Source organism: Actinomycetospora chibensis (genome assembly GCF_028737215.1).
Lineage (GTDB): Bacteria > Actinomycetota > Actinomycetes > Mycobacteriales > Pseudonocardiaceae > Actinomycetospora > Actinomycetospora chibensis.
Genome location: NZ_JAQZAM010000006.1, coordinates 45,688 through 70,747 on the forward strand (window position 1 = coordinate 45,688; position 25,060 = coordinate 70,747).

Genomic DNA, 25,060 nt, shown 5'->3' on the forward strand with positions numbered 1-25,060 from the left:
GCCACGAGTCGTGCCGGTGCCAACCCTACGCGCCCCGACCGTCCCGGCGGGGCCCCGCGCGCCGTCGGGGACGCGATCCCGCTCTCAGCCCGGCCGGCCTCGACGGTGAGGCGGCGGTCAGTTCGCCCAGTGGCTCCCCGCGCCGCAGCATCGTGGCGACATCACCCGCGGGCAGCGCGGGCGCGAACAGCCAGCCCTGGCCCTCGTCGCACCCGAGCTCGCGGAGCCGCGCGGCCTGCGCCGCGGTCTCGACGCCCTCGGCGGTCACCGTCAGCTCCAGCGCGTGACCGAGGTCGACCAGCGTCCCCACGATCCGCTCGTCGACCTCGTCGTAGAGCTCCTCCTCCCGCAGCCCCTCGCCGAACGAGCCGTCGAGCTTGATCACGTCGACGGGCAGTTTGCGCAGGTAGGAGAGGTTCGAATAGCCGGTGCCGAAATCGTCGACGGCGATCCGGACGCCCATCGCGCGCAGCCCGTCGAGGGCCTTGAGCGGGGCGCCCTCGTCCGTGGTGAGCGCGCGCTCGGTGAGCTCCACCTGCAGGCGGTCGGGGGGCAGGCCGGTGCGGTCGAGCAGGGCGGCGACCTCGGCGACCAGGCCCGGCTCGTGGAGCTGGCGCGGGGCGACGTTGACGCTGACGAACGGGGCCGCCGACCCGAACTCGGCGTGCCAGTCGCGGGCGTCGCGGCACGCGGTCTCGAGCACCGAGCGCCCCAGCGGCACGATGACGCCGGTCTCCTCGGCGGGCCCGATGAACAGTGCGGGCGAGAGCACGCCGAGACGGGGGTGCTGCCAGCGGACGAGCGCCTCGACGCCGCGGACGCGGTGGTCGGACAGCGAGACCAGCGGCTGGTAGAGCACGAAGAACTCGTCGTGCGCGACCGCCATGGGCAGGGCGGCCGACAGCGTGAACCGCGCGGTCTCGGCCTCGTCGCGACTGGGGTCGTGCACCGCCCAGCGGCCACGCCCCTCCGCCTTGGCCGTGTAGAGCGTGATGTCCGCCGCGCGCATGAGCTCGCTGGCGGTGGTGTCGGTGACGGCCTGCTCGACGACGCCGATGCTCGCGCCGACGGCGAGCTCCTGGCCGGCGAGGCGCAGGGGCGGGGCGAGGGCCGCGAGCACGCGGTCGGCGAGGCCGACCAGGCGGTCGACGCCCTGGGAGTCCTCGACCAGCACGACGAACTCGTCGCCCCCCGTGCGGGCGACGAGCTCACCCTCGCCCGCGCAGGCGCCGAGCCGGCGGGCCACCTCCTGGAGCATGAGGTCGCCGACGTGGTGACCGAGGCTGTCGTTGATGGTCTTGAAGCCGTCGAGGTCGAGGTAGCAGACCCCCACCCGCCGCGTCGAGTGCGGCCCGGCGTCGGCGAAGACCTTCTCGAGGCGCTCGGTGAAGCGCGCGCGGTTGGCCAGCGTGGTCAGCGGGTCGTGATAGGCCTGGTAGGTCAGGTGCTGCTGCAGGCGATGCCGCTCGGAGACGTCCTCGAGCATCGCCAGCTGGTAGGACGGCCTGCCCTCCTCGTCGCGCACCAGCGACAGCGTCAGGTGCCCGACGATCACCTCGCCGTCGCGCCGGAAGAAGCGCTTCTCGACGCGGAAGTTGTCCAGCTCGCCGCGCAGCAGGCGCTCGTAGAGCCGCCACACGGCCGGGGCGTCGTCGGGGTGGGCCAGCTCGCCGACGGTGAGCGCACTGAACTCGTCGGCGGTGTGCCCGAACATCCGTGTCATGGCCGGGTTGACCTCGAGGATCCGCCCTTCCATGTCGCCGAGGCCGATCCCGATCGCGGCCTCGTGGAACATCGCGCGGAACCGGGCCTCGCTGGCGTGCAGGGCCTGCTCGGTGTGCTGGCGTGCGACGAGCACGGCCCGCCGGATCGCCTCCTGCTCGTCGAGGGTGCGGTCGCGCAGGGTGGCGGCGTAGCCGGCGGCGAGCGCCCCGGTGAGCGCGTGCACGGCCGGGATCACCTCGGGGCCGTAGAGCGCGGGCAGCCGGTCCGCGAGCAGCACCACCGTGCGCTCCAGCGTCGAGGGGCCCGTGAAGTGCGCCGCGACGAGGCGCCGGCCGACCTCGGCACCCACCTCCGGGCGGGGCGGCTCGGCGCGGACGGCCTCGACGACCAGGCCGGCGAGCTCGAGGAGGTGCTCCTGCAGCTCGTCGGCGGCCATCGGCACATAGCTCGTGCCCTCGACCTCCTCGGCCCAGTGGGCGGCGAGCGCGTCGAGCGTGTCGCGGTCGGGGGCCGCGGGCGCCGCCGCCGGGGGCTCAGTCACGACGACCCACGACGGCGTGGCCGGTGAACCGTTCCGGGTTCTCCAGCGGCGCGGACGGGTCGTCGGGACGCCACTGCGGGAGGTACACGATGCCCGGCTCGACCAGGGTGAACCCCGCGACGAGCCCGGCGACCTCGTCGCGGGAGCGCATGGTCATCGGGGTGGCGGTGCGGCGGTAGAGCGCCCGGTGCTCGTCCGCGTGCTCCGGGGCACCGTCGGCGCTGGCGTGGCTCAGGACGAGGTGGCTGCCCGGCGCCATCGCCTCGCGGTAGCGGGCCAGCACCTCGCCCGGACGCCGGTCGTCGCCCACGAAGTGCAGCAGCGCGACGACGAGCACCCCGACCGGACGGGAGAAGTCGATCAGCGAGCGCGTCACCGGGTCGTCGAGCACGGACGAGGGGTCGGTGAAGTCGGCCTCCACGACCCCCGTGGTGGGGTCGTCGGCGAGCAGGGCCCGGGCGTGCGCGACGGCGACCGGGTCGATGTCGACGTAGACGACGCGGGCCTCGCCCAGCGCGGCCTGGGCGATCTCGTGGACGTTGCCGACCGTGGGGATGCCGGACCCGATGTCGAGGAACTGGTCGATGCCCTGCGCGGCGAGGTGGCGCACGGCCCGCCGCAGGAACGCCCGGTTGGCCTGCATGATGCGCGGCAGCTCCGGCCAGTCGGCGACGGCGCGGGCCGCCATGTCGCGGTCGGCCGAGAAGTTGTGCAGGCCGCCGAGGTAGTAGTCGTACACCCTGGCCGCACTCGGCCGGTCGACGTCGATCTCCTCGGGAGCCCAGCTCGGCCGCTGCACACGGTCCCCTCTCCGTCGACCGCCACCGGCCTCGTCGGTCACGTTCCGGTCATCGGGATGATACGGCCACTACCGAGTCGGCTCAGCTCTTCTCACACGTTCGATGTCCGTCCACCACCGGGAGCCATCGGGCGATGTCCGCCGCCCGGTGCCCCGACGCCGTCACCCGGTCCGCCGCGGCGTCCCACGTCGTCAGCCCGAGCGCGAGGGCGAGCCACGTCGCCGGGTCGGTCTCGACGACGTTGGGCGGCGTGCCCCGGGTGTGGCGCGGGCCCTCGACGCACTGCACGGCGCCGAACGGCGGCACGCGCACCTCGACCGAGTGCCCGGGGGCCTGGTGCTCCAGCGTGCGCAGCGAGGAGCGCACCGCCGCCGCGAGCGCGGGACGCGGCGGGCGCTCGACGCCGTCGGGGTCGCGGACCCACTCGGCGACGGCGAGCAGCTCGGCCCGCACCTGCGCGGGGTCGGGGGCTCGTCGGGGCACGGTCGTCCAGGGTAGCGACGGCAGGGGCACCGGAGCGGAGGCTGCGTGGTCACCGAGCCCGGGTGGTCGATGTCGATCTCCGAGGTGACCGTGTGGGCTCGCCGACCACGGGACGGTGTCCGCGCGGCTACGGTGCCGATCCGTGCCGCGCGTCCGCTCCCTCGTCCTCGCCGGGTTCCTCGGTCTCGCCGCCGTGCAGGCCCGCCGTCTGTGGCTCGCCACGACCATGGAGCCCGACCACGCCGCCTACTGGCGCCGGCGTGGACGCAGCCCCGGGGACGTCCTGCTCGTGGCGCTCGGCGACTCGCTGGCCCAGGGGCTCGGCGCCGTGCACCCCGAGCGGTCCTGGGCGGGCCGGCTGGCCGACCAGATCGAGGCGCGCGACGGAGTGCGGGTCCGCGTCGTGAACCTGGGCGTCGTCGGGGCGACGGCGGCCGACGTCCTGGCCGACCAGCTCCCGGTCGTGCCCCCCGAGGCGTTCACCGACCCCACGGCGATCGTCGCCCTCGCCGTCGGGACCAACGACGCCGCCCAGGACGTCCCGGTGCAGGAGTACCGGCGCGACCTCGACGCCCTCTGCGCCGCGCTGCCTGCCGGCGCGCTCGTCGCCGACGTCCCGGACCTGCAGCGGGGCGTCGTGCGCGAACGCGGGATGCGCCTGTCGGCCGTCGCCCGCGAGGTCGTCGCCGCCCACCCGGGGCTGCGACCGGTGGCACTCGAGGCCGCGACCCACCGGATCCGGGTCTGGGAGGCCGGGCCCGACCTCGCCCACCCCAACGGCCGCGGCTACCGGCGCTACGGCCGCGCGTTCGTCGAGGCGCGGGAGCAGGGCGCCGCGATGTCAGCGAAGTGCCGTCGCAGACGTTGAGTGTCCGTATCGGTACTTCGATCAGCGGCGCTCAGTCGAGGGCGGCCGGGAGAGTGGCCTCGGAGAGCGCGCGGAGCTCGGCGAGCGGGAGCGGGTCGACGCCCTCGATCGCGAGGACCGCGTCCACCGAGCCGCCGACCTCGCCGAGACGCGCGGCCGGCTGGCCCGCGTCGGCACAGCGCCGGGCGAGCTCGGCCTCGTCGCCGGGCGCGACGGTGACGAGCATCCGCGCCCCGGTCTCGGAGAACAGGACCGCGGCGGGGTCCAGGCCCGGCGCCGGGGGCAGGGTGACCCGTGCGCCGCGCCCGGTGGCCAGCGACGCCTCGACGAGGGCCTGCGCCAGCCCGCCGTCGGAGAGGTCGTGGGCGCCCGAGAGCAGGCCGTCGGCACCCGCCGACGCCATGAGCGCCGCGAGACGGGACTCGGCGGCGAGGTCGACCTGCGGGGGCCGCCCGCCGAGGTGGTCGTGCACGACGCCGGCCCACGCCGACCCGTCGAGCTCGTCGCGGGTCCGGCCGAGCAGCCAGACCGCGTGGCCCTCCGGGCCGAGGCCGTGGCGCACCGCCCGCGCGACGTCGGTGAGGATGCCGAGCACGCCGACCACCGGTGTCGGCAGGATCGCCGCGCTCCCGGTCTGGTTGTAGAAGCTGACGTTCCCGCCGGTGACGGGCAGGCCCAGCGCCGCGCAGGCGTCGGCGAGTCCCCCGACGGCCTCGGCGAACTGCCACATGACGGCCGGGTCCTCGGGCGAGCCGAAGTTCAGGCAGTCGGTGACCGCGACCGGGACCGCGCCCGAGGACGCGACGTTGCGCATCGACTCCGCGAGGGCGAGCTGGGCGCCGGCGCGCGGGTCGAGCTGGCAGAAGCGGGCGTTGGCGTCGATCGACACCGCGACCCCGCGCCCGCTGGCCTCGTCCACACGGACCACGCCGGCGTCCGCGGGCGTCGCGGAGGTCGTGTTGCCGCGGACGTAGCGGTCGTACTGCTCGGTGACCCACGTTCGCGCGGCGAGCGCCGGCGACGCCACGAGGTCACGGACCTGGGCGGCCAGCTCGGCGGGCGCCGACGGCCGTGCGCGCCCCCCGACGCCGTCCGCCTGCAGCGCGTCCTGCCAGTCGGGGCGGGCGTAGGGCCGCTCGTAGACCGGGCCGTCGTGGGCGACGGTGCGCGGCGGGACGTCGACCACCGTCTCGCCACGGTGGGTGATCCGCAGGCGGTCGCCGTCGGTGACCTCGCCGATCACCGTCGCCGTGACGTCCCAGCGCCGGCAGACGGCCATGAAGGCGTCCACGTTCTCCGGGGTGACCACCGCGCACATCCGCTCCTGCGACTCGCTGGAGAGGATCTCGGCGGCGGTCATGTTCTCGGCGCGCAGCGGGACGGTGTCGAGGTCGACGTGCATGCCGCCGTCGCCGGCGCTGGCGAGCTCGCTCGTCGCGCAGGACAGCCCGGCGCCGCCGAGGTCCTGGATGCCGACGACCAGCCCGCCGCCGAAGAGCTCGAGGCAGCACTCGATGAGGACCTTCTCGGCGAACGGGTCGCCCACCTGCACGCTGGGCAGCTTCTTGCGTCCGGTGCCCTCGACGAAGGTCTCCGAGGCGAGCACCGAGACCCCGCCGATGCCGTCGAGGCCCGTGCGGGCCCCGAAGAGCACGATCTTGTTGCCGGCGCCGGAGGCGAACGCCAGGTGCAGGTCCTCGTGGCGCAGCACGCCGACGCACAGGGCGTTGACCAGCGGGTTGCCCGAGTAGCTCGGGTCGAAGACGACCTCGCCGCCGATGTTGGGCAGGCCGAGACAGTTGCCGTAGAAGCCGACGCCGGAGACGACGCCGGGCAGCACCCGAGCGGTGTCGGGGGCGTCGAGCGGGCCGACGCGCAGCCCGTCCATGACGGCCACCGGGCGCGCGCCCATGGCCATGATGTCGCGCACGATGCCGCCGACCCCGGTGGCCGCGCCCTGGTGGGGCTCGACGTACGACGGGTGGTTGTGCGACTCGATCTTGAAGGTGACCGCCCAGCCGTCGCCGACGTCGACCACGCCCGCGTTCTCGCCGATGCCCGCGAGCAGGCGGGCGCGCATCGCCTCGGTGGTCGTCTCGCCGAAGCGGCGCAGGTGGACCTTCGAGGACTTGTAGGAGCAGTGCTCCGACCACATCACCGAGTACATGGCGAGCTCGGCCTCGGTGGGCCGGCGACCGAGGATCTCCCGGATGCGGGCGTACTCCTCGTCGCGCAGGCCGAGGGCGGCGTGCGGCTGGGGCTCGTCCGGGGTCGCCGCGGCGTGTGCGACCTCATCGACGGGCGGGAGCGCCGGAGGCGCCTCGGGGACGGGGTTCACAGGGGCCGGACCGGCGGGGACGGGCACCCTTCCGAGCGTAGGCGCCCCTCGCGACCGGTTCACGGGCCCGTGCGCAGGGCCTCACCCACGGTGCGCGAGGACCTCACCCGCGGTGAGCGCGGCGTTACCCACGACGTGCGGTCGACAAACGGTGATCCGCCGATGTCACCGACTCCACACAGCGCTGTCCACCACACGCCCACCGTGCGCACCGCCACTAGGTGGAGTTGGCTGGACCGTTAGCTCGATCGGATGGCCGTTCATGGGCCAACACGGTCGTTTCGCCGCGACACGGTGCGGGCGTGTCGTGCAATGCCCGGGGGTGTCGGACCCTCGATACATCATGGAGCCATGACCACCGCCTCCGTCTCCCCGGCCGCCGGTGCGACGTCGGACGACGCGCCCACGTCGGCCGCCGATCCGCTCGCCCGGCTCGGCCTGGTGCTCGACCGCGAGCTGGTCGGGGTCCGCCGTCACGACCTCGAGCTCGCCGGGCGCGTCCCCGAGAGCGTCCGCCCGCACGTCGACGCCACCGCCGGCATGCTCGAGTTCCTCGTCGACGACGGCACCGGGGGTGTCGTCGTGCTCGCCCTGGCCCCGGGTGCCCGGGGCGACACGGTGGTGCCGCTGCTCCCCGCGGTGCAGCCCACCGAGCCGGGGGGTCACGACGTCAGCGCGGCGGCCCCGTTCGACGAGGTGGTCGGCGAGGCCGTCGAGGACGTGTCGCGCCTGCTCACCCACGTCGAGCGGCCCGACGAGATGCGCGGGCTCGTGCTGCACCTCGGCGGCCAGATGCTGATGATCTACGCCGACCTCTGGGAGCTCAGGGTCACGCTGCTGCCGTGAACCTCGAGAGGACGGAGGTGAAGAGGCCCAGGCCGTCCGTGCCGGGGCCGGTGAGCGCGTCGATGGCGTGCTCGGGGTGCGGCATGAGGCCGACCACGCGGCCGTCGGCCGAGCTGATGCCCGCGATGTCGCGCAGCGCGCCGTTGGGCGCGGGCTCGGTGTAGCGGAACACCACGCGGCCCTCGCCCTCGAGGGCGTCGAGGGTGGCCTCGTCGGCGACGTAGCGCCCCTCGCCCGACTTCAGCGGGACGCGGATGTGCTGGCCGACGGTGAACGACGACGTCCACGCGGTGTCGGCCTCCACGCGCAGCCCGACCTCGCGGCACACGAACCGCAGGCCGTGGTTGCGCACGAGCGCGCCCGGCAGCAGGCCCGCCTCGCAGAGGATCTGGAACCCGTTGCAGATGCCGAGCACCGGCATCCCGGCCCGGCCCGCCTCGACGACGGGGCCCATCACCGGCGAGCGGGCGGCGATGGCGCCGGCGCGCAGGTAGTCGCCGTAGGAGAAGCCGCCGGGCACGACCACGGCGTCGACACCCCGGAGGTCGGCGTCGTCGTGCCAGAGGCCGACGGGCTCGCCGCCCGCGTAGCGCACGGCCCGGGCGGCGTCGACGTCGTCGAGCGTCCCGGGGAACGTGATGACCCCGATCCGGCTCACTGGACCCTCCGCACGACCCACTCCTCGATCACCGGGTTGGCCAGCAGCGAGCCGGCGATGCGCTCGAGCGCGGCGTCGTCGACGGTGTCGTCGACCTCCAGCTCGAAGTGCTTGCCCTGGCGGACGTCGGCGACGCCGTCGACCCCCAGACGACCCATCGCCCGGGCCACCGCCTGACCCTGGGGGTCGAGGATCTCGGCCTTCGGAAGGACGTCGACGATCACGCGAGCCACACCGACCAGGTTACCGGTGCGCCGGGAGGGGAACGGCGATGGCGTGGAACTCGTGCACCTCGGCCACGCCTGCGTCGTGGCCGACACCGGCTCGGCCCGGATCCTGCTCGATCCGGGCGCCTTCTCGTCGGGCTACGAGACCCTCGAGGGTCTCGACGCCATCCTGATCACCCACCAGCACTTCGACCACCTCGACCTGGAGAAGCTCCCGGCGCTCCTCGCCCAGAACCCGAGCGCGGAGCTGGTCGTCGACACCGGCACCGCCGAGCAGCTGCGCCAACGCGAGATTGCCCACACCGTCCGCGAGCCCGGTGAGACGTTCACCGTCGGCGGCGCGACGGTCGAGGTCGTCGGCGGCGGCGAGCACGCGGTGATCCACCCCGACATCCCGACCATCGCCAACAACGGCTACCTGATCGACGGCAGCGTGCTGCACCCCGGCGACGTGTTCACCGTCCCGGAGCGCACCCCGGACGTCCTCCTGCTGCCCACCGCCGCGCCGTGGCTCAAGGCCTCCGAGGCCGTCGACTACCTGCGCGCCGTGGCCCCGCCGCTCGCCGTGCCGATCCACGAGGCCGTGCTGGCGAACCCGGACCTGCACTACAACCTCTTCTCGAACCTCGGGCCGCAGGGCACCGAGGTCCGGATCGCTCCACGCGGGGTGGCTTTCGCCACGTGAGCGATCTGGGTCGCTCCGGCGATCCGGATCGCTCAGGTGCGCCGGAGGCGCGTCACGCCGTGATCGACCAGTCCTCCGGGTCGCCGGTGGCGCCGGTGCGACGCGGGGCACGCCGCCCCACGAGCTCACCCGCGCCCAGCGGCGTCGCGCCGGTGGCGAGGGCCTCGTCGACCAGCGCGGCAGCGGTCGCCGCGGGCGTGCCGGCGTGCAGGGCCAGGTGGATCAGGCCCGGCTCGGAGCGCCGACGGGAGCGCCGGGGTTCCGCCGCCACGACCGGCCCGCGCCACGAGGTCGCGACGGCCCCGCCGGCCGCCAGCCGGTGCACCCCGGTGTCGTCGAGCAGCACGCCCACGCCGGCCGCGGCCAGAGCGGTCCGGGTGCCGTCCGAGGTCGACCACCCCGGGGCGGCGAACCCGTCGACGGCCAGGCCGAGGACGTCGCGGCTGCGCAGTGCGCCGGCGAGGCGCAGGCCGGCCTCGTGCGCGGGGAGGCGACGGTAGGGACGCCCGGCAGCGGGGTCGGTCCGCGTGCCGTGCAGCAGCACCGCGTCGCCCACCCGCCGCCGGGCGGTGGCCCAGGCGACGACCTCGGGGTGGGGCTGCGGGCCGATCAGCCAGGTCGCCGGCGCGCGCCGGGCGTCGAGGGCGTCGGCGAGCGCGACGGCGGCCGTGAGCGGCGCACCGGGCCCGAGGCCGGACACGGAGACGATCAGGCGGGGAGTCACGCCCCCCATGAGGCCAGTCGGAGGTGCCGTCCGTGCGTCGGGGGGGTGAACACCCCGGCTCGGTCCGACGACGGGCTCGCGCCGCATCGATGCAGGTCAGCTCACATCGCGGGGGGCCACTCCCGCCCCGTCAACCGCGTGTAGGCCTCGACGTAGCGCGCCCTGGTGGCGTCGATCACGTCGTCCGGCAGGGGCGGCGGGGCCTCGCCGGAGTGGCGGTCCCAGCCCGAGGCGGGTGAGGTCAGCCACTCGCGGACGTACTGCTTGTCGAAGCTCGGCTGCACCGACCCCGGCGCGTAGCCCTCGGCGGGCCAGAAGCGCGACGAGTCGGGGGTGAGCACCTCGTCGCCGAGGACCAGCGCGCCGTCGGGCGAGAGGCCGAACTCGAGCTTCGTGTCGGCGAGGATCAGGCCGCGCGAGGCGGCGTAGGCCGCGCCGCGCGCGTAGATCGCCAGGGTCTGGTCGCGCAGCGCGCCCGCGAGGTCCGCCCCGACCTGCGCGGCGACGGTCTCGAAGCTGACGTTCTCGTCGTGCTCGCCCTGCGCGGCCTTCGTCGCCGGCGTGAAGATCGGCGACGGCAGCATGCTCGCCTCGTCCAGCCCCGGGGGCAGCGCGACACCGCAGACGGCGCCGTCGCGGCGGTAGTCGGCCGTGCCCGAGCCCGCCAGGTAGCCGCGGGCGACGCATTCGACCGGGATCATCTCCAGCCGGCGCACGAGCAGCGCGCGGCCGCGGACCTCGTCGGGGATGCGCTCGTCGCGGGCGGCGACGAGGTGGTGGCCCACCGGCGGCGCGGCGACGTCCGGGCCGCTGAGCAGCTCGAACCAGAACACGCTCATCGCCGTCAGGACCCGCCCCTTGTCGGGGATGGGTGTCGACAGGACGTGGTCGAACGCCGAGATCCGGTCCGACGCGACGAGCAGCAGCGTCTCGTCGTCGACCTCGTAGAGGTCACGGACCTTGCCGGAGGCGACGTGCCGATAGTCGGCGAGGGAGACCACGGGCCGGGAGGCTAGAGGATCGGTGACGGCGTGTAGGCCGCCGCGTCGGGATGCTGCGCCACGAGCGCGTCCACCCGTCGGGTGATCTCCGCGACCTGCGCGCCCGCGGCCCCGACGAAGGCCTGCGGGTCGCCGACGGCGGCGTCGAGGTCGGCGGCGGAGAGGCCGAGGCGGGCGTCGCCGGAGAGCCGGGCGAGCAGGTCGTTGCCGTCGGCACCCTTCTCGCGCATGTCCAGCGCCACCGCGCGGGCGTGCTCGGAAATGATCTCGTGGCCGGTCTCGCGGCCCACCCCGGCGCGCACGGCGCCCATCAGCACGGCCGTGGTCGCGAGGAACGGCAGGAACCGGTCGAGCTCGCGGGCGATCACCGCGGGATAGGCGCCGAACTCGTCGAGGACGGTCAGGATCGTCTCGAGCAGGCCGTCGATCGCGAAGAACGCGTCGGGCAGTGCGACGCGGCGCACCACGGAGTCGGAGACGTCGCCCTCGTTCCACTGGCCGCCGGCCAGCTCGGAGACCATCGCCGCGTTGCCGCGCAGCACCACGGCCAGGCCGTTGACGCGCTCGCACGAGCGGGTGTTCATCTTGTGCGGCATGGCGCTCGAGCCGACCTGGCCCGCCTGGAACCCCTCGGTGACGAGCTCCTGCCCGGCCATCAGGCGGATCGTGGTGGCGAGCGACGACGGGCCGGCCGCGAGCTGGACGAGAGCAGTGAGCACGTCCTGGTCCAGCGAGCGCGGGTAGATCTGGCCCACGCTGGTGAGGACCTCGGTGAAGCCCAGGTGCTCGGCGACCCGGCGCTCGAGCTCGGCGAGCTTGCCGGCGTCCCCGCCGAGCAGCCCGAGCATGTCCTGGGCCGTGCCGACCGGTCCCTTGATCCCGCGCAGCGGGTAGCGGGCGATCAGCTCGGTGACCCGGCGGTGTGCCACGAGCGTCTCGTCGGCGGCCGAGGCGAAGCGCTTGCCGAGCGTCGTGGCCTGCGCGGCGACGTTGTGGCTGCGCCCGGCCATGACCAGCTCGGAGTACTCGCCGGCCCGGCGTGCGAGGCGCGCGAGGACCGCGACGGTCTTCTCCGCCACGAGGCGCAGCGAGTCCCGGACCTGCAGCTGCTCGACGTTCTCGGTGAGGTCGCGGCTGGTCATGCCCTTGTGGGCGTGCTGGTGCCCGGCGAGCGCGTCGAACTCCTCGATGCGCGCCTTCACGTCGTGGCGGGTGACCCGCTCACGGGTGGCGATCGAGGCGAGGTCGACGTGGTCGACCACGGCGCGGTAGTCGTCGAGAACACCGACGGGGACGTCGACCCCGAGCTCGGCCTGCGCGGCGAGCACCGCGATCCACAGCTCGCGCTCGAGGGTGACCTTGCGCTCGGGCGACCACAGCGCCGTCAGCGCGGGAGAGGCGTACCGCCCGGCGAGCACGTTCGGGACCATCGGTGCACTCACCTGGCCGAGCCTACGGCCCCGGTCGGCGCACGGGCTGCGCCCGCGGTCGGCCCGGTGTCACCAACGGCTACCGTTCCGCTGAGCTGTGACCGGGGAGGAGGGGCTCATGGAGCCGGTGGAGCCGGACGCGTCCGCCCCGCTGCGGGTGCTCCTCGTCGAGGACGACGACGCCGACGCCGTCCTGGTCACCGAGCACTTCACCGACGCCGACCTCGCCGTCGACCTCCAGCGCGCCGAGTCCCTCGCCGACGCCGAGGCCGCGCTGCACGACCCGGAGGCCGTCGACTGCGTGCTGCTCGACCTGGCGCTGCCCGACGCCCACGGCTTCGAGGGCCTGCGCCGTCTGCTCTACACCGACGGCCCGGCCGTGCTCGTGCTCACGGGCCTGCGCGACGAACAGCTCGGCGCCGACGCGGTGGGGGTCGGTGCGCAGGACTACCTGGTCAAGGACCTCGTCGACGGCCCCTCGCTGGCCCGGGCCGTGCGCTACGCCGTCGAGCGCCGCCGCTCCGACCGGGTGCGCCGGGCGCTGCGCGACGCCCGGCTGCGCGCCGACGAGAACGCCCGCCTGGAGCGCGGTCTGCTCCCCACCCCGCTGATCGAGGACCCGGAGATGCGGGTCCTCGCCCGCTACGAGCCCGGTACCGAGCAGACGCTGCTGGGCGGGGACTTCTACGACGTCGTCGAGGGCAGCGACGGCACGCTGCACGCGGTCATCGGGGACGTCTGCGGTCACGGGCCCGACGAGGCCGCCCTCGGGGTGAGCCTGCGGATCGCGTGGCGGACGCTGGTGCTCAGCGGGATCGACCCCGACCGGGTGCTGCCGACGATGCACGAGCTGCTGGTGCACGAGCGCAACCAGCCCACGCTGTTCACCACGCTCGCCACTGCGACCGTCGAGCCGGGGCGGGAGCGGATGACGCTGCGGCTCGCCGGGCACCCGCCGCCCGCGCTCGTCGGCGAGGGGCAGGACACCTCGATGCTCTCGACCGAGCGTCTCGGCCTGCCGCTGGGCGTGGGCGAAGGCGTGTCCTGGACGCCGCTCGAGGTCGAGCTGCCCAAGAAGTGGGCGCTGCTGCTCTACACCGACGGGCTCATCGAGGGCCGGCAGGTCTCCGGCGACGTGCTGTGGACCGACGGCCTCCTGGACCTCCTGCGCGAGGTCACCGCAGGCCCGGCGCCGTGGCGGGACGACCCGGGGACGATGCTGGACGCCGTGATGGAACGGGTGCGGTCGCTGTCGACGGCGCGACCCGACGACGTGGCCGCCGTACTGCTGGTGTCCGACAAGTGAGCGCGCCCACCGCCGAGGACGCCACCGACGCCACGCCGGACGTCGACGACGCGCCCCCGGCGGCCGCGCCGGTCCCCCGCCCGCGACGGCGCCGCCGCGACGGCCTGAGCCGCTGGCCGCTGCAGCGCATCCTCCTGGTCACCGGCGCCGCGCTCGGGGTCCTGCTCCTGGTCGCGCTCCTCGTCGGCATCGCCGGGCTGACGGCCCTGGCCCGGCAGCGCAGCGAGCTCGTGGACCGCCTCGACCCCGCCCTGCTCACCGCCCAGCAGCTCGACGCCGCCACCGTCGACCAGGAGACCGGGGTCCGCGGCTACGTCCTCCTGCCGCGGGCCGAGCTCCTCGACCCCTACACCCGGGGACGCGCCGAGGAGGCCGAGCTGGTCGGCGGGCTCCGTGCGCTCGTCGCGGGGCGGCCCGAGGCGCTCGCCCAGCTCGACGCGGTCGAGGACGCCACCGCGACCTGGCGCACGACGTACGCCGAGCCCTCGATCGCCGCCGCCGGGCAGGGCGTCCCCGGCCCGTCGGTCGAGGTCGGGAAGGCGGCCTTCGACCGGGTCCGGGCCGCGCTCGACGCCCAGCGGGCGCGGCTGCTCGATCTGCGCAACGACGCCCGCGACGGGCTCGACGGCGCGGCGGACATGCTCGCAGTCAGCGGCGCCGTGACCCTCGTGGTGATCGCACTCGGCGTCCTGGCGCTGCTGGAGTGGCTGCGCCGGGTCGTGGTCGCGCCGACGCACCGGCTCGCCCGGGAGGTCCGGCAGGTGGCGGACGGCGACCTCGACCACCAGGTGCTCGCCGCCGGCCCCCGCGAGATCACCGAGCTCGGCGAGGACGTCGAGGCGATGCGCGTGCTCATCGTCCGCGAGCTGGCCGACACCGAACGGGCCCGCCAGGAGCTCGACAGCCGCAGCCGCGAGCTCGCGCGCTCGAACTCCGACCTCGAGCAGTTCGCCTACGTCGCCTCGCACGACCTGCAGGAGCCGCTGCGCAAGGTGGCGAGCTTCTGCCAGCTGCTGCAGCGCCGCTACGCCGGTCAGCTCGACGAGCGCGCCGACCAGTACATCGAGTTCGCCAGCGACGGCGCCAAGCGGATGCAGGTGCTCATCAACGACCTGCTCGCCTTCTCGCGGGTGGGACGTCAGGGCGACGCGATGGAGACGGTGGACCTGAACCGGCTCGTCGACCGGGCCGCCGAGAACGTCGCCGGTGCGCTCGAGGAGTCCGGCGGCGCCGTCGAGCACGGCGACCTGCCCCGGGTGCACGGCGCACCGGCCCTGCTCACCACGGTGTTCCAGAACCTGCTCGGCAACTCGCTGAAGTTCCGGGGCGAGGACCCGCCGCGCGTGCGCGTCGACGCCGAGCGCGACGGCGACCGCTGGCTCCTGCGCTTCCGTGACAACGGCATCGGGATCGACCCGGAGTACGCCGAGCGAATCTTCGTGATCTTCCAGCGTCTGCACGCCCGGAACACCTACCCCGGCACCGGGATCGGGCTGGCCATGTGCCGGAAGATCCTCGAACATCACGACGGCTCGATGTGGCTCGACACGGACGCCACGCCCGGCACCACCTTCGTCGTGGCCCTGCCCGTCCTGACCGATCCCGACCCCGATTCCGAGCCCGAGCCCGAGCCCGGGCCCGACCAGGAGGCCGCTCCGTGACCGACCCCGCCGACGAGATCCACGTCCTGCTGGTCGAGGACGACCCGGGCGACGTCCTGATGACCCAGGAGGCGTTCGAGCACCACAAGCTGCGCAACCAGCTGCACGTCGTCTCCGACGGCGTCGAGGCACTCGCGTTCCTGCGGCGCGAGGGCGAGTTCGCCGACGCGCCCCGCCCCGGCCTGGTGCTGCTCGACCTCAACCTCCCGCGCAAGGACGGCCGCGAGGTCCTGGAGGAGGTCAAGAACGACCCCACGCTGCGCAGCATCCCGATCGTGGTCCTGACGACCTCCCAGGCCGAGGAGGACATCCTGCGCAGCTACGACCTCTACGCGAACGCGTACGTGGCCAAGCCGGTGGACTTCGAGCGCTTCATCGAGGTCATCCGCCAGATCGACGACTTCTTCGTCTCCGTGGTCAAGCTGCCTGGATGATCGACCTGCGTTCGGACACGGTCACCCGCCCGTCGATCGCCATGCGCGAGGCGATGGCGGGGGCCGACGTCGGCGACGACGTCCTCGACGGCGACCCGACCCTGGCCGCGCTCCAGGCCCGGGTCGCCGACCTGCTCGGCGTCGAGGCCGCGCTCTGGACACCGACCGGCTGCATGGCGAACACGGTCGCGCTCATGCACCACCTGACACGAGGTGACAGGTTCCTCGCGCCGGCGGGGGCGCACGTGCTCGAGGCCGAGCTCGGGACCGCGGCGTGGCTCGCGGGCGGGCTCCCGATGCCGCTCGAGCACGACGGCGGCCCCGGCCGCCCGACACCGGCCGCGGTGGCACGCGCCGCGGGCGCCGCCGGGCCCTACTTCGGCCTGCGCACCTCGCTGCTCTGCCTCGAGAACACCCACAACGGCGCCGGCGGTGCCGTCACCGGCGTCGACGAGCACCGCGCGCTGGTGGCCGCAGCGCGCGACGCCGGGCTGGCCGTACACCTCGACGGCGCAAGGATCTGGCACGCCGCCGCCGCGCTCGAGGTGGCGCCGCACGAGCTGACGGCGGGCGTCGACACCGTGAGCGTGTGCCTGTCGAAGGGCCTCGGCGCGCCGATGGGGTCGGTGGTCGCAGGCTCGGCCGCGTTCGTCGACCGGGCCTGGCGGCTGCGCAAGATGCTCGGCGGCGGCATCCGCCAGGGTGGCGTCATGGGCGCCGCCGGGCTCGTCGCGCTCGGCCAGGCCCGCGACCTCCCCGCCGACCACGCCCGCGCCGCCCGGCTCGCCGCGGGCCTGCGCGCCCTCGGCTGGCCGGCGACGACGCCCGACACCAACATCGTCCTCGTCCCCACCGCCGACCCGGCCGCCCTCGTCGCGGGGCTGGGCGCCGCGGGCGTGCGCGCCGTGCCGTTCGGCCCCGGCGTGCGCTTCGTGACCCACCGGGACGTCGACGACGACGACATCACCCACGTCCTCGACCGCGTCGCGGGGATCGCGGCGCCCTGAGGCGCTATCGGGGCGCCTGCTCCCGGTCCTCGAGCACGTCCAGCCGCGCCCGCAGCGCCCGGATCTCCGCGAGCAGCTCGCCGTGGCGGGCCTCGGCGGGATCGCGCTGCGCCGCGGGGGCGATCGCCTCGGACGCGTCGCGGGCCCCGACCTGCTCGAGGAACCACGTCGCGATCGCCGCGGTCACGGTGCCGAGGATCGCGATGCCCGCGAGCATCAGGCCGCCCGCGACCAGGCGGCCCTCGACGGTCACCGGGTAGAGGTCGCCGTAGCCGACGGTGGTGATCGTCGTGAGCACCCACCACAGGGCGTCGCCGAACGTCGTGATCGAGGCCTCGGGAGCGTCGCGCTCGGCCTCGAACACCCCGAGCGCGGCCACGAAGCTGAGCAGCGACACCGAGACGATGAGGTAGCTGCCGACGCGGCCCCGGAAGTCGTCGCGCAGGACCCGCCCGAGCGTCGAGATCGCGGCGACGAGGCGCAGCAGGCGCAGGAACCGGAAGAACGGCGCGGCCACGATCAGCAGGTCCAGCGGGTGGCGGACGACGAACCGCAGCCGGCGGTTCGCCAGCACGATCCGGACCCCGTAGTCGACGACGAACAGCGCCCACACGCCCCACAGGGCGACGTCGAGCCACCACCACGCGGCCTGGTCGGGGCGCGTGGCGAGGACCTGGACGGCGTAGATCGCGAGGTAGAGCACCGCGAGTCCGGTCAGCGGGTAGTCGGTGCGACGCTCCCAGGCCTCCAGCCGAGGCTCGCCGTCGTCGTCCATGGCCACGGACAGTAGTGCGCACCGCTGCCGGGCGGGAGCGGGCTCAGAGCGTCGGCAGCCAGCGACCGAGCCGGGCGAGGGCCTCGTGCACGTCGGCCGTGGCGCCGGCGAACGACAGCCGGATCCAGGTGTGGCCGGCGACGGGGTCGAAGTCGATCCCCGGGGCCACCGCGACGCCGGTCTCGGCGAGCATCCGCTGTCCGAAGGCGAGCGTGTCGTCGGTGAGGTGGGCGACGTCGGCGTAGACGTAGAACGCGCCGTCGGCGGGCGCGAGCCGCGTGATCCCGAGACGCGGGAGGCCGTCGAGCAGCAGGCGGCGGTTGATCGCGTAGTGCTCGACGTGTGCGTCGGCCTCGGCGGTCGAGGCGTCGGTGAACGCCGCGAGCGCCGCGTACTGCGCCGGAGCCGGCGGGCAGACGGTGAAGTTGCCGGCGATGACGTCCACCGCGCGCCGGAGCCGCTCGGGCACCAGCAGCCAGCCGAGCCGCCAGCCGGTCATCGACCAGTACTTCGAGAACGACGTGACGACGAGCGCCTCGTGCGAGGTGCTCCAGGCGCTCGCGGTCGGCGGAGCGTCCCCGTACTCGATGCCGTGGTAGATCTCGTCGCTGATCAGCTGGATGCCGCGCTCCTCGCAGTACGTCGCGAGGGCGGCCAGCTCGTCGGGCTCGATGACGCTGCCGGTGGGGTTCGCCGGGCTGGCGACCACGAGGCCCTTCGGCGTCGTGTCGAGGGCCTCGAGCATCGCGACGGTCGGCTGGAACCGCGTCTCCTCGCCGCAGGGCAGCTCGACGACGTCGCAGCCGAGCGCGGCGAGGATGTTGCGGTAGCAGGGGTAGCCGGGGCGCGCGAGCACCACGGTGTCGCCCACGTCGAAGGCGGCGAGGAACGCGAGCAGGAAGCCGCCGGAGCCGCCCGTGGTCGCGATGACGTCCTCGGCGCGCACGGTGTCGTCGCCGTAGCGACGGCGGTGGTGGGCGGCGATCGCCTCGCGCAGCTCCGGGGTCCCGAGCGAGCTCGTGTAGCCGAGGATCTGCTCGTCGAGCGCCCTCGCGGCGGCGGCGCGGACGTCGGCGGGCGCGGGGGTCGAGGGCTGGCCGGCCGAGAGGTTCACCAGGTCGCCGTGGGTGCGGGCCCGTTCGCCGGCGGCGGCCCAGACGTCCATCACGTGGAACGGGGGGACCGTCGCCCGCACGGCCGGGCCGAGGCGCGCCAGACTCGTCACCGCCCCACCCTAGGTGCGCCGCTCAGTAGCCGACGTACGCATCTCCGCGCGCGAGGGCCTCGACGCCCGGGACCGCGGACACCGAGCCGTAGCGGTCCACCGCGTAGCGGACCCCGGCGATGATGTTGTCGACCGGATCGGTGATCTCGTCGTGGCCGGGCAGCTTGTACGCCTCGAACGTCGGCCCGATCGTCTGCATCAGACCCTGCGACGGCGTGCCCCTCGCGGCGTTCGCGTCCCAGGTGTTGACCGCGCCCGGATCGCCGCCGGACTCGCGCTCGATGATCGTGGCGATCGCGGACGGGTCCATCTTCTCGGGCGGGATCCCTGCGGCGGTGAGGATCGCGAGGGCCTGGCGGATCCAGTCACCGACCCGACCCGCAGGGGCCTGACGTGCGGCGCTCCGGACCACCGTCGACGCCGCGCCGGACGGCGGGGCCTCCAGACCGTCGAGTGCCGCGAACGACGTGAGCCCGTCGGCCAGATCGCGGATGCGGGCCGCCGACGCCGTCAGCTCGGCCTCGGCGCGCCGGACGGCGGTGCGCGCCGCCTCGGTGGGGCCGCGCACCGCGTCGACCGCGAGCCGGTCGGCGAGGTCCGGCGGTGCGTCGGGCACGGTCGCCGCCTGCGCGCGGGCGCTACCGGCCAGGGCGACGGCCCGCGCGACCTGCTGGTCGATCTCGCGGCGCAGGTCCTCGAGCACCACCCCGACCTGGTCGAGCACCGGCCCGGCCTCGACGATCGCCGTCCGGTCGCGCGCGCCGGCCCCCGCGAACGCGCGGGCCCAGTCGCCGAACGCCGTCGCCCCCGTGCCCCGCCAGCGGCCCTCGACCGCCGCCGCGCCGCGTCCCACCGCGCGCATCGACCCGTCGACGGCGTCACCGACCGCCACGATCTGCGCCGCCGACGCCCGCAGCGCGCCCGGATCGACCGTCCGGACCCGTCCCGCGATCGCCGCGAGCTCGGCGGCCGCGGGTTCGCCGGCGAGGGCGGCCTCGAGATCCCCGGGCACGGCTCAGCCCCCGACCGGCGCGAGCAGCTCGGTGTTCGCGCCCTCGGTCCCGCGGACGAGGCGCACCGTCGCGTCGAGGGCCCGCGCGGCCTCGCGGAGCCGGGCCCCGGCAGCGTCGAGGTCGGCGACGAGCGCGCGCGTCAGGGCGGCCAGGGCGTCGATCAACGCGCGCGCGGCGTCCAGCCCGCCGAGGTCCGGCGGCGGCGTCGCGGCCCATCGGTCGGCCAGCGCCGGCATCCGGTCCGCCTCGCCCGCCACGACCGTGCTCGCACCCTCGAGGGTGTCGGTGTCGTAGGCGATGTCGTCCACACCGACGACGGTAGGTCGCCGCGCGGACATCCGGGTGCGGTTCGGGAGAACTGGCCGACGTCAGTAGCCGACGTACGCGTCGCCGCGGGCCACGGCCTCGACACCCGGCACCTGCGACACCGATCCGTACCGGTCGATGGCGTAGCGGACCCCGGCGATGATGTTGTCGATCGGATCGGTGATCTCGCCGTGCCCGGGGAGCTTGTGTGCGTCGAACGTCGGCCCGATGGTCTGCATCAGGCCCTGCGACGGCGTGCCCTTGTCGGCGTTCGAGTCCCAGTTGTTGGTGGCCTCGGGGTCGCCCCCCGACTCGTGCTCGATGATCGTGGCGATGTCGTCGGGATCCATCTTGTCGAGGGAGACGCCCTCGGCCTGCAGCACGGCCAACGCCTCGCGGATCCAGTCCCCGACCTGACCCTGCGGCCCGCCCGTCGGCGCCGACCCGGCATCGCTGGCGCTGCTGTCCCCCGAGGTGCCGGTCACGGCTCCGTCCTCGGCGTCGGCGTCCTCGGCGTCGGCACTGTTGTCGCCGTCGCCGTCGTCCTCCTCGGCTGCCTCCGAGCCCGACCCGTCGTCGCTCTTGTCGTCGCTCTTGTCGTCGCCCTTGTCGCCTTCGCCCTCGGACGCTGAGTCGTCGGACCCGGCATCGTCCGACCCGGCGTCGTCGGACGCGGGGGCATCGGCGTCCGGGGTGTCCTCGAGGAAGTCATCACCGAGGTCACTCGAGTCGCCCACACCTCCGGAACCCGACTCCTCCGACCCGGACGCTTCGGAAACCGAAGCATCCTCAGCGGCGTCCGCGCTCGACGCCCCGGAATCCGCACCCCCCTCCAGGGAATCGTCCCCCAGGTCACCCGAGTCACCCACACCCCCGGAACCCGACTCCTCCGACCCGGACGCTTCGGAAACCGAAGCATCGGATTCCGAGCACTCGGACTCCGCGCCGGAAGAACCGGACGCGTCGTCGGCCGGGGACGAATCGCTCACGGACGAGACGTCCGACGAGGCGCTTCCGCCGTCGAGATCGATGTCCTGCGTGCCGCCGTCACTGTCGACGGAGGCGGGGACGGTGGCGAGCGACTCGCCGGCAGGGATCGCCGACCAGCCGATCGGCCCCCCGCTCGCGGGCGGGGCGATGGGGCGCGCGTCGGGGGCGGGCAGGCGGGAGAAGCCCACGACGTCGGCCGTCATCTCGCGGAGGGCCCGCGCGGCGTCGCCGAGGGCGGTCTCGGCGCGCTCGACGGCGGTGCGCGCGGCAGCGGTGGGCTCGGCCATGGCCTGGGCGGCGAGCTGGTCGGCCATCGGGGCCCGGGCCGGGTCGGCGAGCGCCTCGGTGCGCACCCCGCGGGCGGCGTCGAGGGCGCGGGAGACCTGGGCGTCGACCTCGCCGCGCAGCGCGGCGAGCTCCCGGCCGACGTCGTCGATCCGCACGCGGATCCGTCCGGCCGCGTCGAGCGTCCGTGTGCCCGCGCGACCGAAGTCGTCGAGGTATCCGGTCAGGGCCTCGGCGCCCCGCCCCTGCCAGGCACCCTGCACGTCGTCGCCGTGGCGCCGCACCGCGCGCAGCGACCCGTCGACTCCCTCGACCATCGACCCGAGTCGGCGGCCCATCCCGTGCAGCACCTCGGGGTCGACCTGCTGCACCCGGGCGACGAGCGCGCTGAGCTCCTGCCCCCCGGGATGCGCGGCGAGCTCGCCGACGGCGTCGAAGACCATCACGGACTCACGCGGCGGAGAGCGACGCGGCGGCGTCGCGGTCGTCGGCCTGGATCGCGGTGAGCGCCGCGTCGAGGGCGCGGTCGAGTCCGTCGAGCCGCGACCCGGCGGCGGCCAGCTCGCCGTCCAGGACGCGCACGACCTCGCCCAGCGCGCCGACCATCGCCCCGGCGGAGGCGAGGTCGCCGAGCCCGGCACGCGGGACGACGACCTGGTCGACCATCGCCCCCACCCGGCGCGCCTCGGCGGCCACGGCGGTGCGCGCCTGCTCGAGGGCCGCCGGGCCGAGGACGAGATCGGGCATGGCGGGAGGGTAGGTCGGCGCGCCGCCCGGCTGGGGCCGTTTCGGAGAACCCGTGTCAGGCGCGGACGGGCATCGCGATGTGTCCGGCCGCCGCCTCGCGGGCGATGTCGGTGCGGTGGTGGCCGCCGGGCAGGTGCACCGCCGCGAGACGGTCGTAGGCGTCGCGGCGGGCGGCGTCGAGGTCCTCGCCCGTCCCGACCACCGACAGCACCCGGCCGCCGCTCGAGACCACGGCCCCGTCGTCGCGTCGCCGGGTCCCGGCGTGCAGCACGCCCGGGCCGTCGGCGCCCTGCAGGACGTCGCCGGTGCGCACCGAGCCCGGGTAGCCCTCGGCAGCGACGACGACCGTCACGGCCGCGCCGTCGGCCCAGGTCGGAGGCGGTTCGTCGGCCAGCCGACCGGTGGCGGCAGCCGAGAGGAGCCGTGCCGTGGAGCTGCGCAGGAGGGCGAGGACGACCTGGGTCTCGGGGTCGCCGAAGCGGCAGTTGAACTCGATCACCTGCGGGCCCGACGAGGTCAGCGCGAGCCCGGCGTAGAGCAGGCCGGAGAACGGGGTGCCGCGGGCCGCGAGCTCGGTGACGACGGGGGTGACGAGGCGCTCGACGATGTCGTCGACCAAGTCCACGGGCGCCCAGGGCAGCGGGGCGTAGGCGCCCATGCCGCCCGTGTTGGGGCCGGCGTCGTCGTCGCCGAGGCGCTTGAAGTCCTGCGCGGGCAGCAGCGGGACCACCGTCGTGCCGTCGACGACGCAGAACAGCGAGGCCTCGGGCCCGTCGAGGAACGACTCGAGGAGCACGGGGTGCCCGCCCTCGAGGACGGAGGCGGCGTGGCGGCGGGCGGCGTCGAGGTCCTCGGTGACGAGGACGCCCTTGCCGGCGGCGAGCCCGTCGTCCTTGACCACGTACGGCGGGTCGAAGCGGGCGAGCGCGGCGTCGAGGTCGCCGGGGTTGTCGACCGCCTCGCTGCGCGCGGTGGGCACGCCGGCGGCGGTCATGACGTCCTTGGCGAACGCCTTCGAGCCCTCGATGCGCGCCGCGGCGGCGCTCGGCCCGAAGCAGGGGATCCCGGCATCGCGCAGCGCGTCCCCGACGCCGGCGACGAGCGGGGCCTCGGGGCCGATGACGACGAGGTCGGCACGCCACTCCCGGGCCAGGGCGACGACCTGCTCGCCGGAGGTGGGGTCGGCGAGGCCCGGGTGCTCGGCGAGCGCGGCCGTGCCGGCGTTGCCGGGGGCGGCGGCGAGGGCCGTCACCTCGGGGTCGCCGGCGAGGGCGAGGAGGAGGGCATGCTCGCGGGCTCCGGAGCCGATGACCAGGACGCGCACGGGCGCCACGCTACGGGTGCCCGGCGCGGAGCGAGATGGGGGCTTTTCTGATGTTGAACGTCAGCATGGCCGCCAGGCTGATACGGACACCCGCAGTTCACCGGCCCGTCGAGGGTGCGAGGTGGCGGCGAGGGCGTGGGGCGGGCGAGGATGCGCAGCGATGTACACGCCGGGGTGGGTGCCGTCCGCGTTGTCCCGCCGGAGCGCGCTGCGGGGAGGCCTGGCCGCGGCCGGGGCGCTCGCCGCCGGGTGCTCGAACACCCCCGTCACCGGCCCCGCGCCGCCGCCGACCGCGACGCCCTCCCCGTCACCGACGCCGATGCCCGCCCCGCCCGTGCCCGCGCCGGCAGTCCCGCAACGGGTCATGGTCGTCGGGCACCGCGGTGCCTCCGGGTACCGGCCCGAGCACACGCTCGCCGCGTACGAGCTCGCGATCCGGATGGGCGCCGACGCCGTCGACGTCGACCTCGTCCCCACCCGCGACGGGGCGCTCGTCGCCCGCCACGAGCCCGAGATCGGCGGGACCACCGACGTCGCCGAGCGCCCCGAGTTCGCCTCGCGCCGCACCACCAAGGAGATCGACGGCACCGCCTACACCGGCTGGTTCACCACCGACTTCACGCTCGCCGAGGTGCGCACGCTCCGCGCGAAGGAGCGCATCCCGCAGACGCGCCCGCACAACACGCTCTACGACGGGCGGTTCCCGCTGGTGACGTTCGACGAGGTCCTCGACCTGCTCGACCGCCTCGCCGCCGAGCTGCGCCGTCCCGTCGGCGTGCTGCCCGAGGTCAAGCACTCCACCTACTTCGCGAGCCTCGGACTGCCGGTGGAGCCGGGGCTGGTCGAGACCCTGCGGCGGCGGGGCCGGGACGGCGCGGACTCCGGGGTGATCATCCAGTCGTTCGAGACCGCCAACCTCCGCGCGCTGAAGACCCAGGTCGCCTGCCCGCTCCTGCAGCTCGTCGACGCCGCTGGGACCCGGCCCGCCGACCTCGTGGCCGCGGGCGACCCGCGCACCTCGGAGGCCCTGGTGAGCCCGCAGGGCCTGCGGGAGGTCGCCGGCTACGCGACCTGGCTCGGCCCCACCAAGGAACTGATCATCCCGCTCGGGCCGGACGACGCCGCGGGGGCGCCGACGACCCTGGTCCGTGACGCGCACGCGGCGAACCTGCGGGTCATGCCCTACACGTTCCGCAACGAGAACGAGTTCCTGCCCGCCGGCCTACGGCGGGGCGGACCAGCCGCGCCCGCGGACACCTACGGCGACGCGTTCGGCGAGTACCGGCAGTACGTGGCCCTGGGCGTCGACGCCGTGTTCAGCGACGACCCCGACACCGCGCTGGCCGCGGTGACGACCTAGGGAGCCAACCTCCGGTCGATGTAGCACCAGCGCCACGTCTCGTTCGGCTCGTGCGAGCGCATGACGGCGTGGCCGGTGTCCTCGTGGTGCTTCGAGGCGTGCCGGTACGGGCTCGAGTCGCAGCAGGCGACGTGCCCGCAGTCGAGGCACTTCCGCAGGTGCGCCCACGCCGTGTAGCCGGCCTCGGTGCAGTCCGGGCAGATCAGCGTCTCGCCGTCGCGTGCGACGGCACTGGGAGCAGGATCCGCGGCGATGCCTCCGGTCCCGACGGTCAACAGGTGTTCGCAGGCGCCCACCCGGT

Annotated in this window: 25 protein-coding genes; 8 read left to right on the plus strand and 17 right to left on the minus strand. The window is 75.0% G+C overall.

The window, feature by feature from the left end:
* Positions 1-25 precede the first annotated feature (25 nt).
* From PH189_RS10665 to PH189_RS10675, 3 genes are all read right to left on the minus strand, one after another.
* Complete coding sequence (locus tag PH189_RS10665) at positions 26-2,266, minus strand: putative bifunctional diguanylate cyclase/phosphodiesterase (protein WP_274188765.1); 2,241 nt, start codon at positions 2,264-2,266, stop codon at positions 26-28.
* Positions 2,259-3,065, minus strand: a complete 807-nt coding sequence (locus PH189_RS10670; RefSeq protein ID WP_274188766.1) for an SAM-dependent methyltransferase — start codon at positions 3,063-3,065, stop codon at positions 2,259-2,261. The genes PH189_RS10665 and PH189_RS10670 overlap by 8 nt, the downstream gene beginning before the upstream one ends.
* A gap of 82 nt (positions 3,066-3,147) precedes the next feature.
* Positions 3,148-3,549 (minus strand): sterol carrier family protein, encoded by a 402-nt coding sequence (locus tag PH189_RS10675; protein ID WP_274188767.1) that lies wholly within the window; start codon positions 3,547-3,549, stop codon positions 3,148-3,150.
* 142 nt (positions 3,550-3,691) lie between these two features.
* On the opposite strand from PH189_RS10675, the gene PH189_RS10680 reads away from it, so the two are divergent.
* Positions 3,692-4,417, plus strand: coding sequence for an SGNH/GDSL hydrolase family protein (locus PH189_RS10680; RefSeq protein WP_274188768.1), 726 nt, complete (start codon positions 3,692-3,694; stop codon positions 4,415-4,417).
* Between the two features lie 31 nt (positions 4,418-4,448).
* Here PH189_RS10680 and purL read toward each other — a convergent pair whose 3' ends face one another.
* Entirely contained in the window at positions 4,449-6,755 is a 2,307-nt protein-coding gene (gene purL, locus PH189_RS10685) for a phosphoribosylformylglycinamidine synthase subunit PurL (RefSeq protein WP_274189037.1), read from the minus strand.
* A gap of 351 nt (positions 6,756-7,106) precedes the next feature.
* On the opposite strand from purL, the gene PH189_RS10690 reads away from it, so the two are divergent.
* On the plus strand, positions 7,107-7,601 hold the full coding sequence (locus tag PH189_RS10690) for a hypothetical protein (RefSeq protein ID WP_274188769.1): 495 nt from the start codon (positions 7,107-7,109) through the stop codon (positions 7,599-7,601).
* On the opposite strand, the gene purQ is transcribed toward PH189_RS10690, so the two are convergent.
* Positions 7,585-8,259, minus strand: coding sequence for a phosphoribosylformylglycinamidine synthase subunit PurQ (purQ, locus tag PH189_RS10695; RefSeq protein ID WP_274188770.1), 675 nt, complete (start codon positions 8,257-8,259; stop codon positions 7,585-7,587). The two genes, PH189_RS10690 and purQ, sit on opposite strands and share 17 nt — an antisense overlap.
* A complete protein-coding gene (gene purS / locus PH189_RS10700; protein WP_274188771.1) occupies positions 8,256-8,492 on the minus strand; it encodes a phosphoribosylformylglycinamidine synthase subunit PurS in 237 nt (78 codons plus the stop codon). The genes purQ and purS overlap by 4 nt, the downstream gene beginning before the upstream one ends.
* Before the next feature lie 43 nt (positions 8,493-8,535).
* Between purS and PH189_RS10705 the strand changes: the two genes are divergently transcribed.
* Positions 8,536-9,171 carry an MBL fold metallo-hydrolase gene (locus PH189_RS10705; RefSeq protein WP_274188772.1) on the plus strand — a complete coding sequence of 212 codons (636 nt, stop codon included), beginning with the start codon at positions 8,536-8,538 and terminating at the stop codon, positions 9,169-9,171.
* A gap of 52 nt (positions 9,172-9,223) precedes the next feature.
* On the opposite strand, the gene PH189_RS10710 is transcribed toward PH189_RS10705, so the two are convergent.
* From PH189_RS10710 to purB, 3 genes are all read right to left on the minus strand, one after another.
* Positions 9,224-9,895: a polysaccharide deacetylase family protein gene (locus PH189_RS10710; protein ID WP_274188773.1), complete on the minus strand. Its 672-nt coding sequence runs from the start codon at positions 9,893-9,895 to the stop codon at positions 9,224-9,226.
* A gap of 101 nt (positions 9,896-9,996) precedes the next feature.
* Positions 9,997-10,896 carry a phosphoribosylaminoimidazolesuccinocarboxamide synthase gene (locus tag PH189_RS10715; protein WP_274188774.1) on the minus strand — a complete coding sequence of 300 codons (900 nt, stop codon included), beginning with the start codon at positions 10,894-10,896 and terminating at the stop codon, positions 9,997-9,999.
* An 11-nt stretch (positions 10,897-10,907) separates the two neighbouring features.
* The gene (purB, locus tag PH189_RS10720; protein WP_274189038.1) at positions 10,908-12,326 is read right to left on the minus strand and encodes an adenylosuccinate lyase; all 1,419 of its coding nucleotides are present in this window, start codon (positions 12,324-12,326) and stop codon (positions 10,908-10,910) included.
* A 118-nt stretch (positions 12,327-12,444) separates the two neighbouring features.
* Between purB and PH189_RS10725 the strand changes: the two genes are divergently transcribed.
* The 4 genes from PH189_RS10725 to PH189_RS10740 are packed head-to-tail and all read left to right on the plus strand — an operon-like array spanning position 12,445 to position 16,734.
* On the plus strand, positions 12,445-13,632 hold the full coding sequence (locus PH189_RS10725; protein WP_274188775.1) for a PP2C family protein-serine/threonine phosphatase: 1,188 nt from the start codon (positions 12,445-12,447) through the stop codon (positions 13,630-13,632).
* Positions 13,629-15,293, plus strand: a complete 1,665-nt coding sequence (locus tag PH189_RS10730; RefSeq protein WP_274188776.1) for a sensor histidine kinase — start codon at positions 13,629-13,631, stop codon at positions 15,291-15,293. The genes PH189_RS10725 and PH189_RS10730 overlap by 4 nt, the downstream gene beginning before the upstream one ends.
* Complete coding sequence (locus PH189_RS10735; RefSeq protein ID WP_274188777.1) at positions 15,290-15,727, plus strand: response regulator; 438 nt, start codon at positions 15,290-15,292, stop codon at positions 15,725-15,727. The genes PH189_RS10730 and PH189_RS10735 overlap by 4 nt, the downstream gene beginning before the upstream one ends.
* Complete coding sequence (locus PH189_RS10740) at positions 15,724-16,734, plus strand: threonine aldolase family protein (protein ID WP_274188778.1); 1,011 nt, start codon at positions 15,724-15,726, stop codon at positions 16,732-16,734. The genes PH189_RS10735 and PH189_RS10740 overlap by 4 nt, the downstream gene beginning before the upstream one ends.
* 4 nt (positions 16,735-16,738) lie before the next feature.
* Here PH189_RS10740 and PH189_RS10745 read toward each other — a convergent pair whose 3' ends face one another.
* The 7 genes from PH189_RS10745 to purD all read right to left on the minus strand — a co-directional run bounded on the left by PH189_RS10745 (position 16,739) and on the right by purD (position 23,399).
* Positions 16,739-17,509 (minus strand): potassium channel family protein, encoded by a 771-nt coding sequence (locus PH189_RS10745; RefSeq protein ID WP_274188779.1) that lies wholly within the window; start codon positions 17,507-17,509, stop codon positions 16,739-16,741.
* Between the two features lie 43 nt (positions 17,510-17,552).
* Positions 17,553-18,674: an aminotransferase class I/II-fold pyridoxal phosphate-dependent enzyme gene (locus tag PH189_RS10750; RefSeq protein WP_378014900.1), complete on the minus strand. Its 1,122-nt coding sequence runs from the start codon at positions 18,672-18,674 to the stop codon at positions 17,553-17,555.
* A gap of 82 nt (positions 18,675-18,756) precedes the next feature.
* Positions 18,757-19,746 carry a transglycosylase SLT domain-containing protein gene (locus tag PH189_RS10755; protein ID WP_274188781.1) on the minus strand — a complete coding sequence of 330 codons (990 nt, stop codon included), beginning with the start codon at positions 19,744-19,746 and terminating at the stop codon, positions 18,757-18,759.
* Positions 19,747-19,749: 3 nt separating this feature from the next.
* The gene (locus tag PH189_RS10760; RefSeq protein WP_274188782.1) at positions 19,750-20,055 is read right to left on the minus strand and encodes a hypothetical protein; all 306 of its coding nucleotides are present in this window, start codon (positions 20,053-20,055) and stop codon (positions 19,750-19,752) included.
* A gap of 60 nt (positions 20,056-20,115) precedes the next feature.
* Positions 20,116-21,771, minus strand: a complete 1,656-nt coding sequence (locus PH189_RS10765; protein ID WP_274189039.1) for a transglycosylase SLT domain-containing protein — start codon at positions 21,769-21,771, stop codon at positions 20,116-20,118.
* A gap of 7 nt (positions 21,772-21,778) precedes the next feature.
* Positions 21,779-22,075, minus strand: coding sequence for a hypothetical protein (locus PH189_RS10770; RefSeq protein ID WP_274188783.1), 297 nt, complete (start codon positions 22,073-22,075; stop codon positions 21,779-21,781).
* A gap of 55 nt (positions 22,076-22,130) precedes the next feature.
* Entirely contained in the window at positions 22,131-23,399 is a 1,269-nt protein-coding gene (purD, locus tag PH189_RS10775) for a phosphoribosylamine--glycine ligase (RefSeq protein WP_274188784.1), read from the minus strand.
* A 319-nt stretch (positions 23,400-23,718) separates the two neighbouring features.
* Here purD and PH189_RS10780 point away from each other — a divergent pair, with 319 nt between their 5' ends.
* Positions 23,719-24,759, plus strand: a complete 1,041-nt coding sequence (locus PH189_RS10780; RefSeq protein WP_274189040.1) for a glycerophosphodiester phosphodiesterase — start codon at positions 23,719-23,721, stop codon at positions 24,757-24,759.
* Here the strand turns inward: PH189_RS10780 and PH189_RS10785 are convergent.
* Positions 24,756-25,055 carry a UBP-type zinc finger domain-containing protein gene (locus tag PH189_RS10785; protein ID WP_274188785.1) on the minus strand — a complete coding sequence of 100 codons (300 nt, stop codon included), beginning with the start codon at positions 25,053-25,055 and terminating at the stop codon, positions 24,756-24,758. The genes PH189_RS10780 and PH189_RS10785 overlap by 4 nt on opposite strands.
* Positions 25,056-25,060 lie beyond the last annotated feature (5 nt).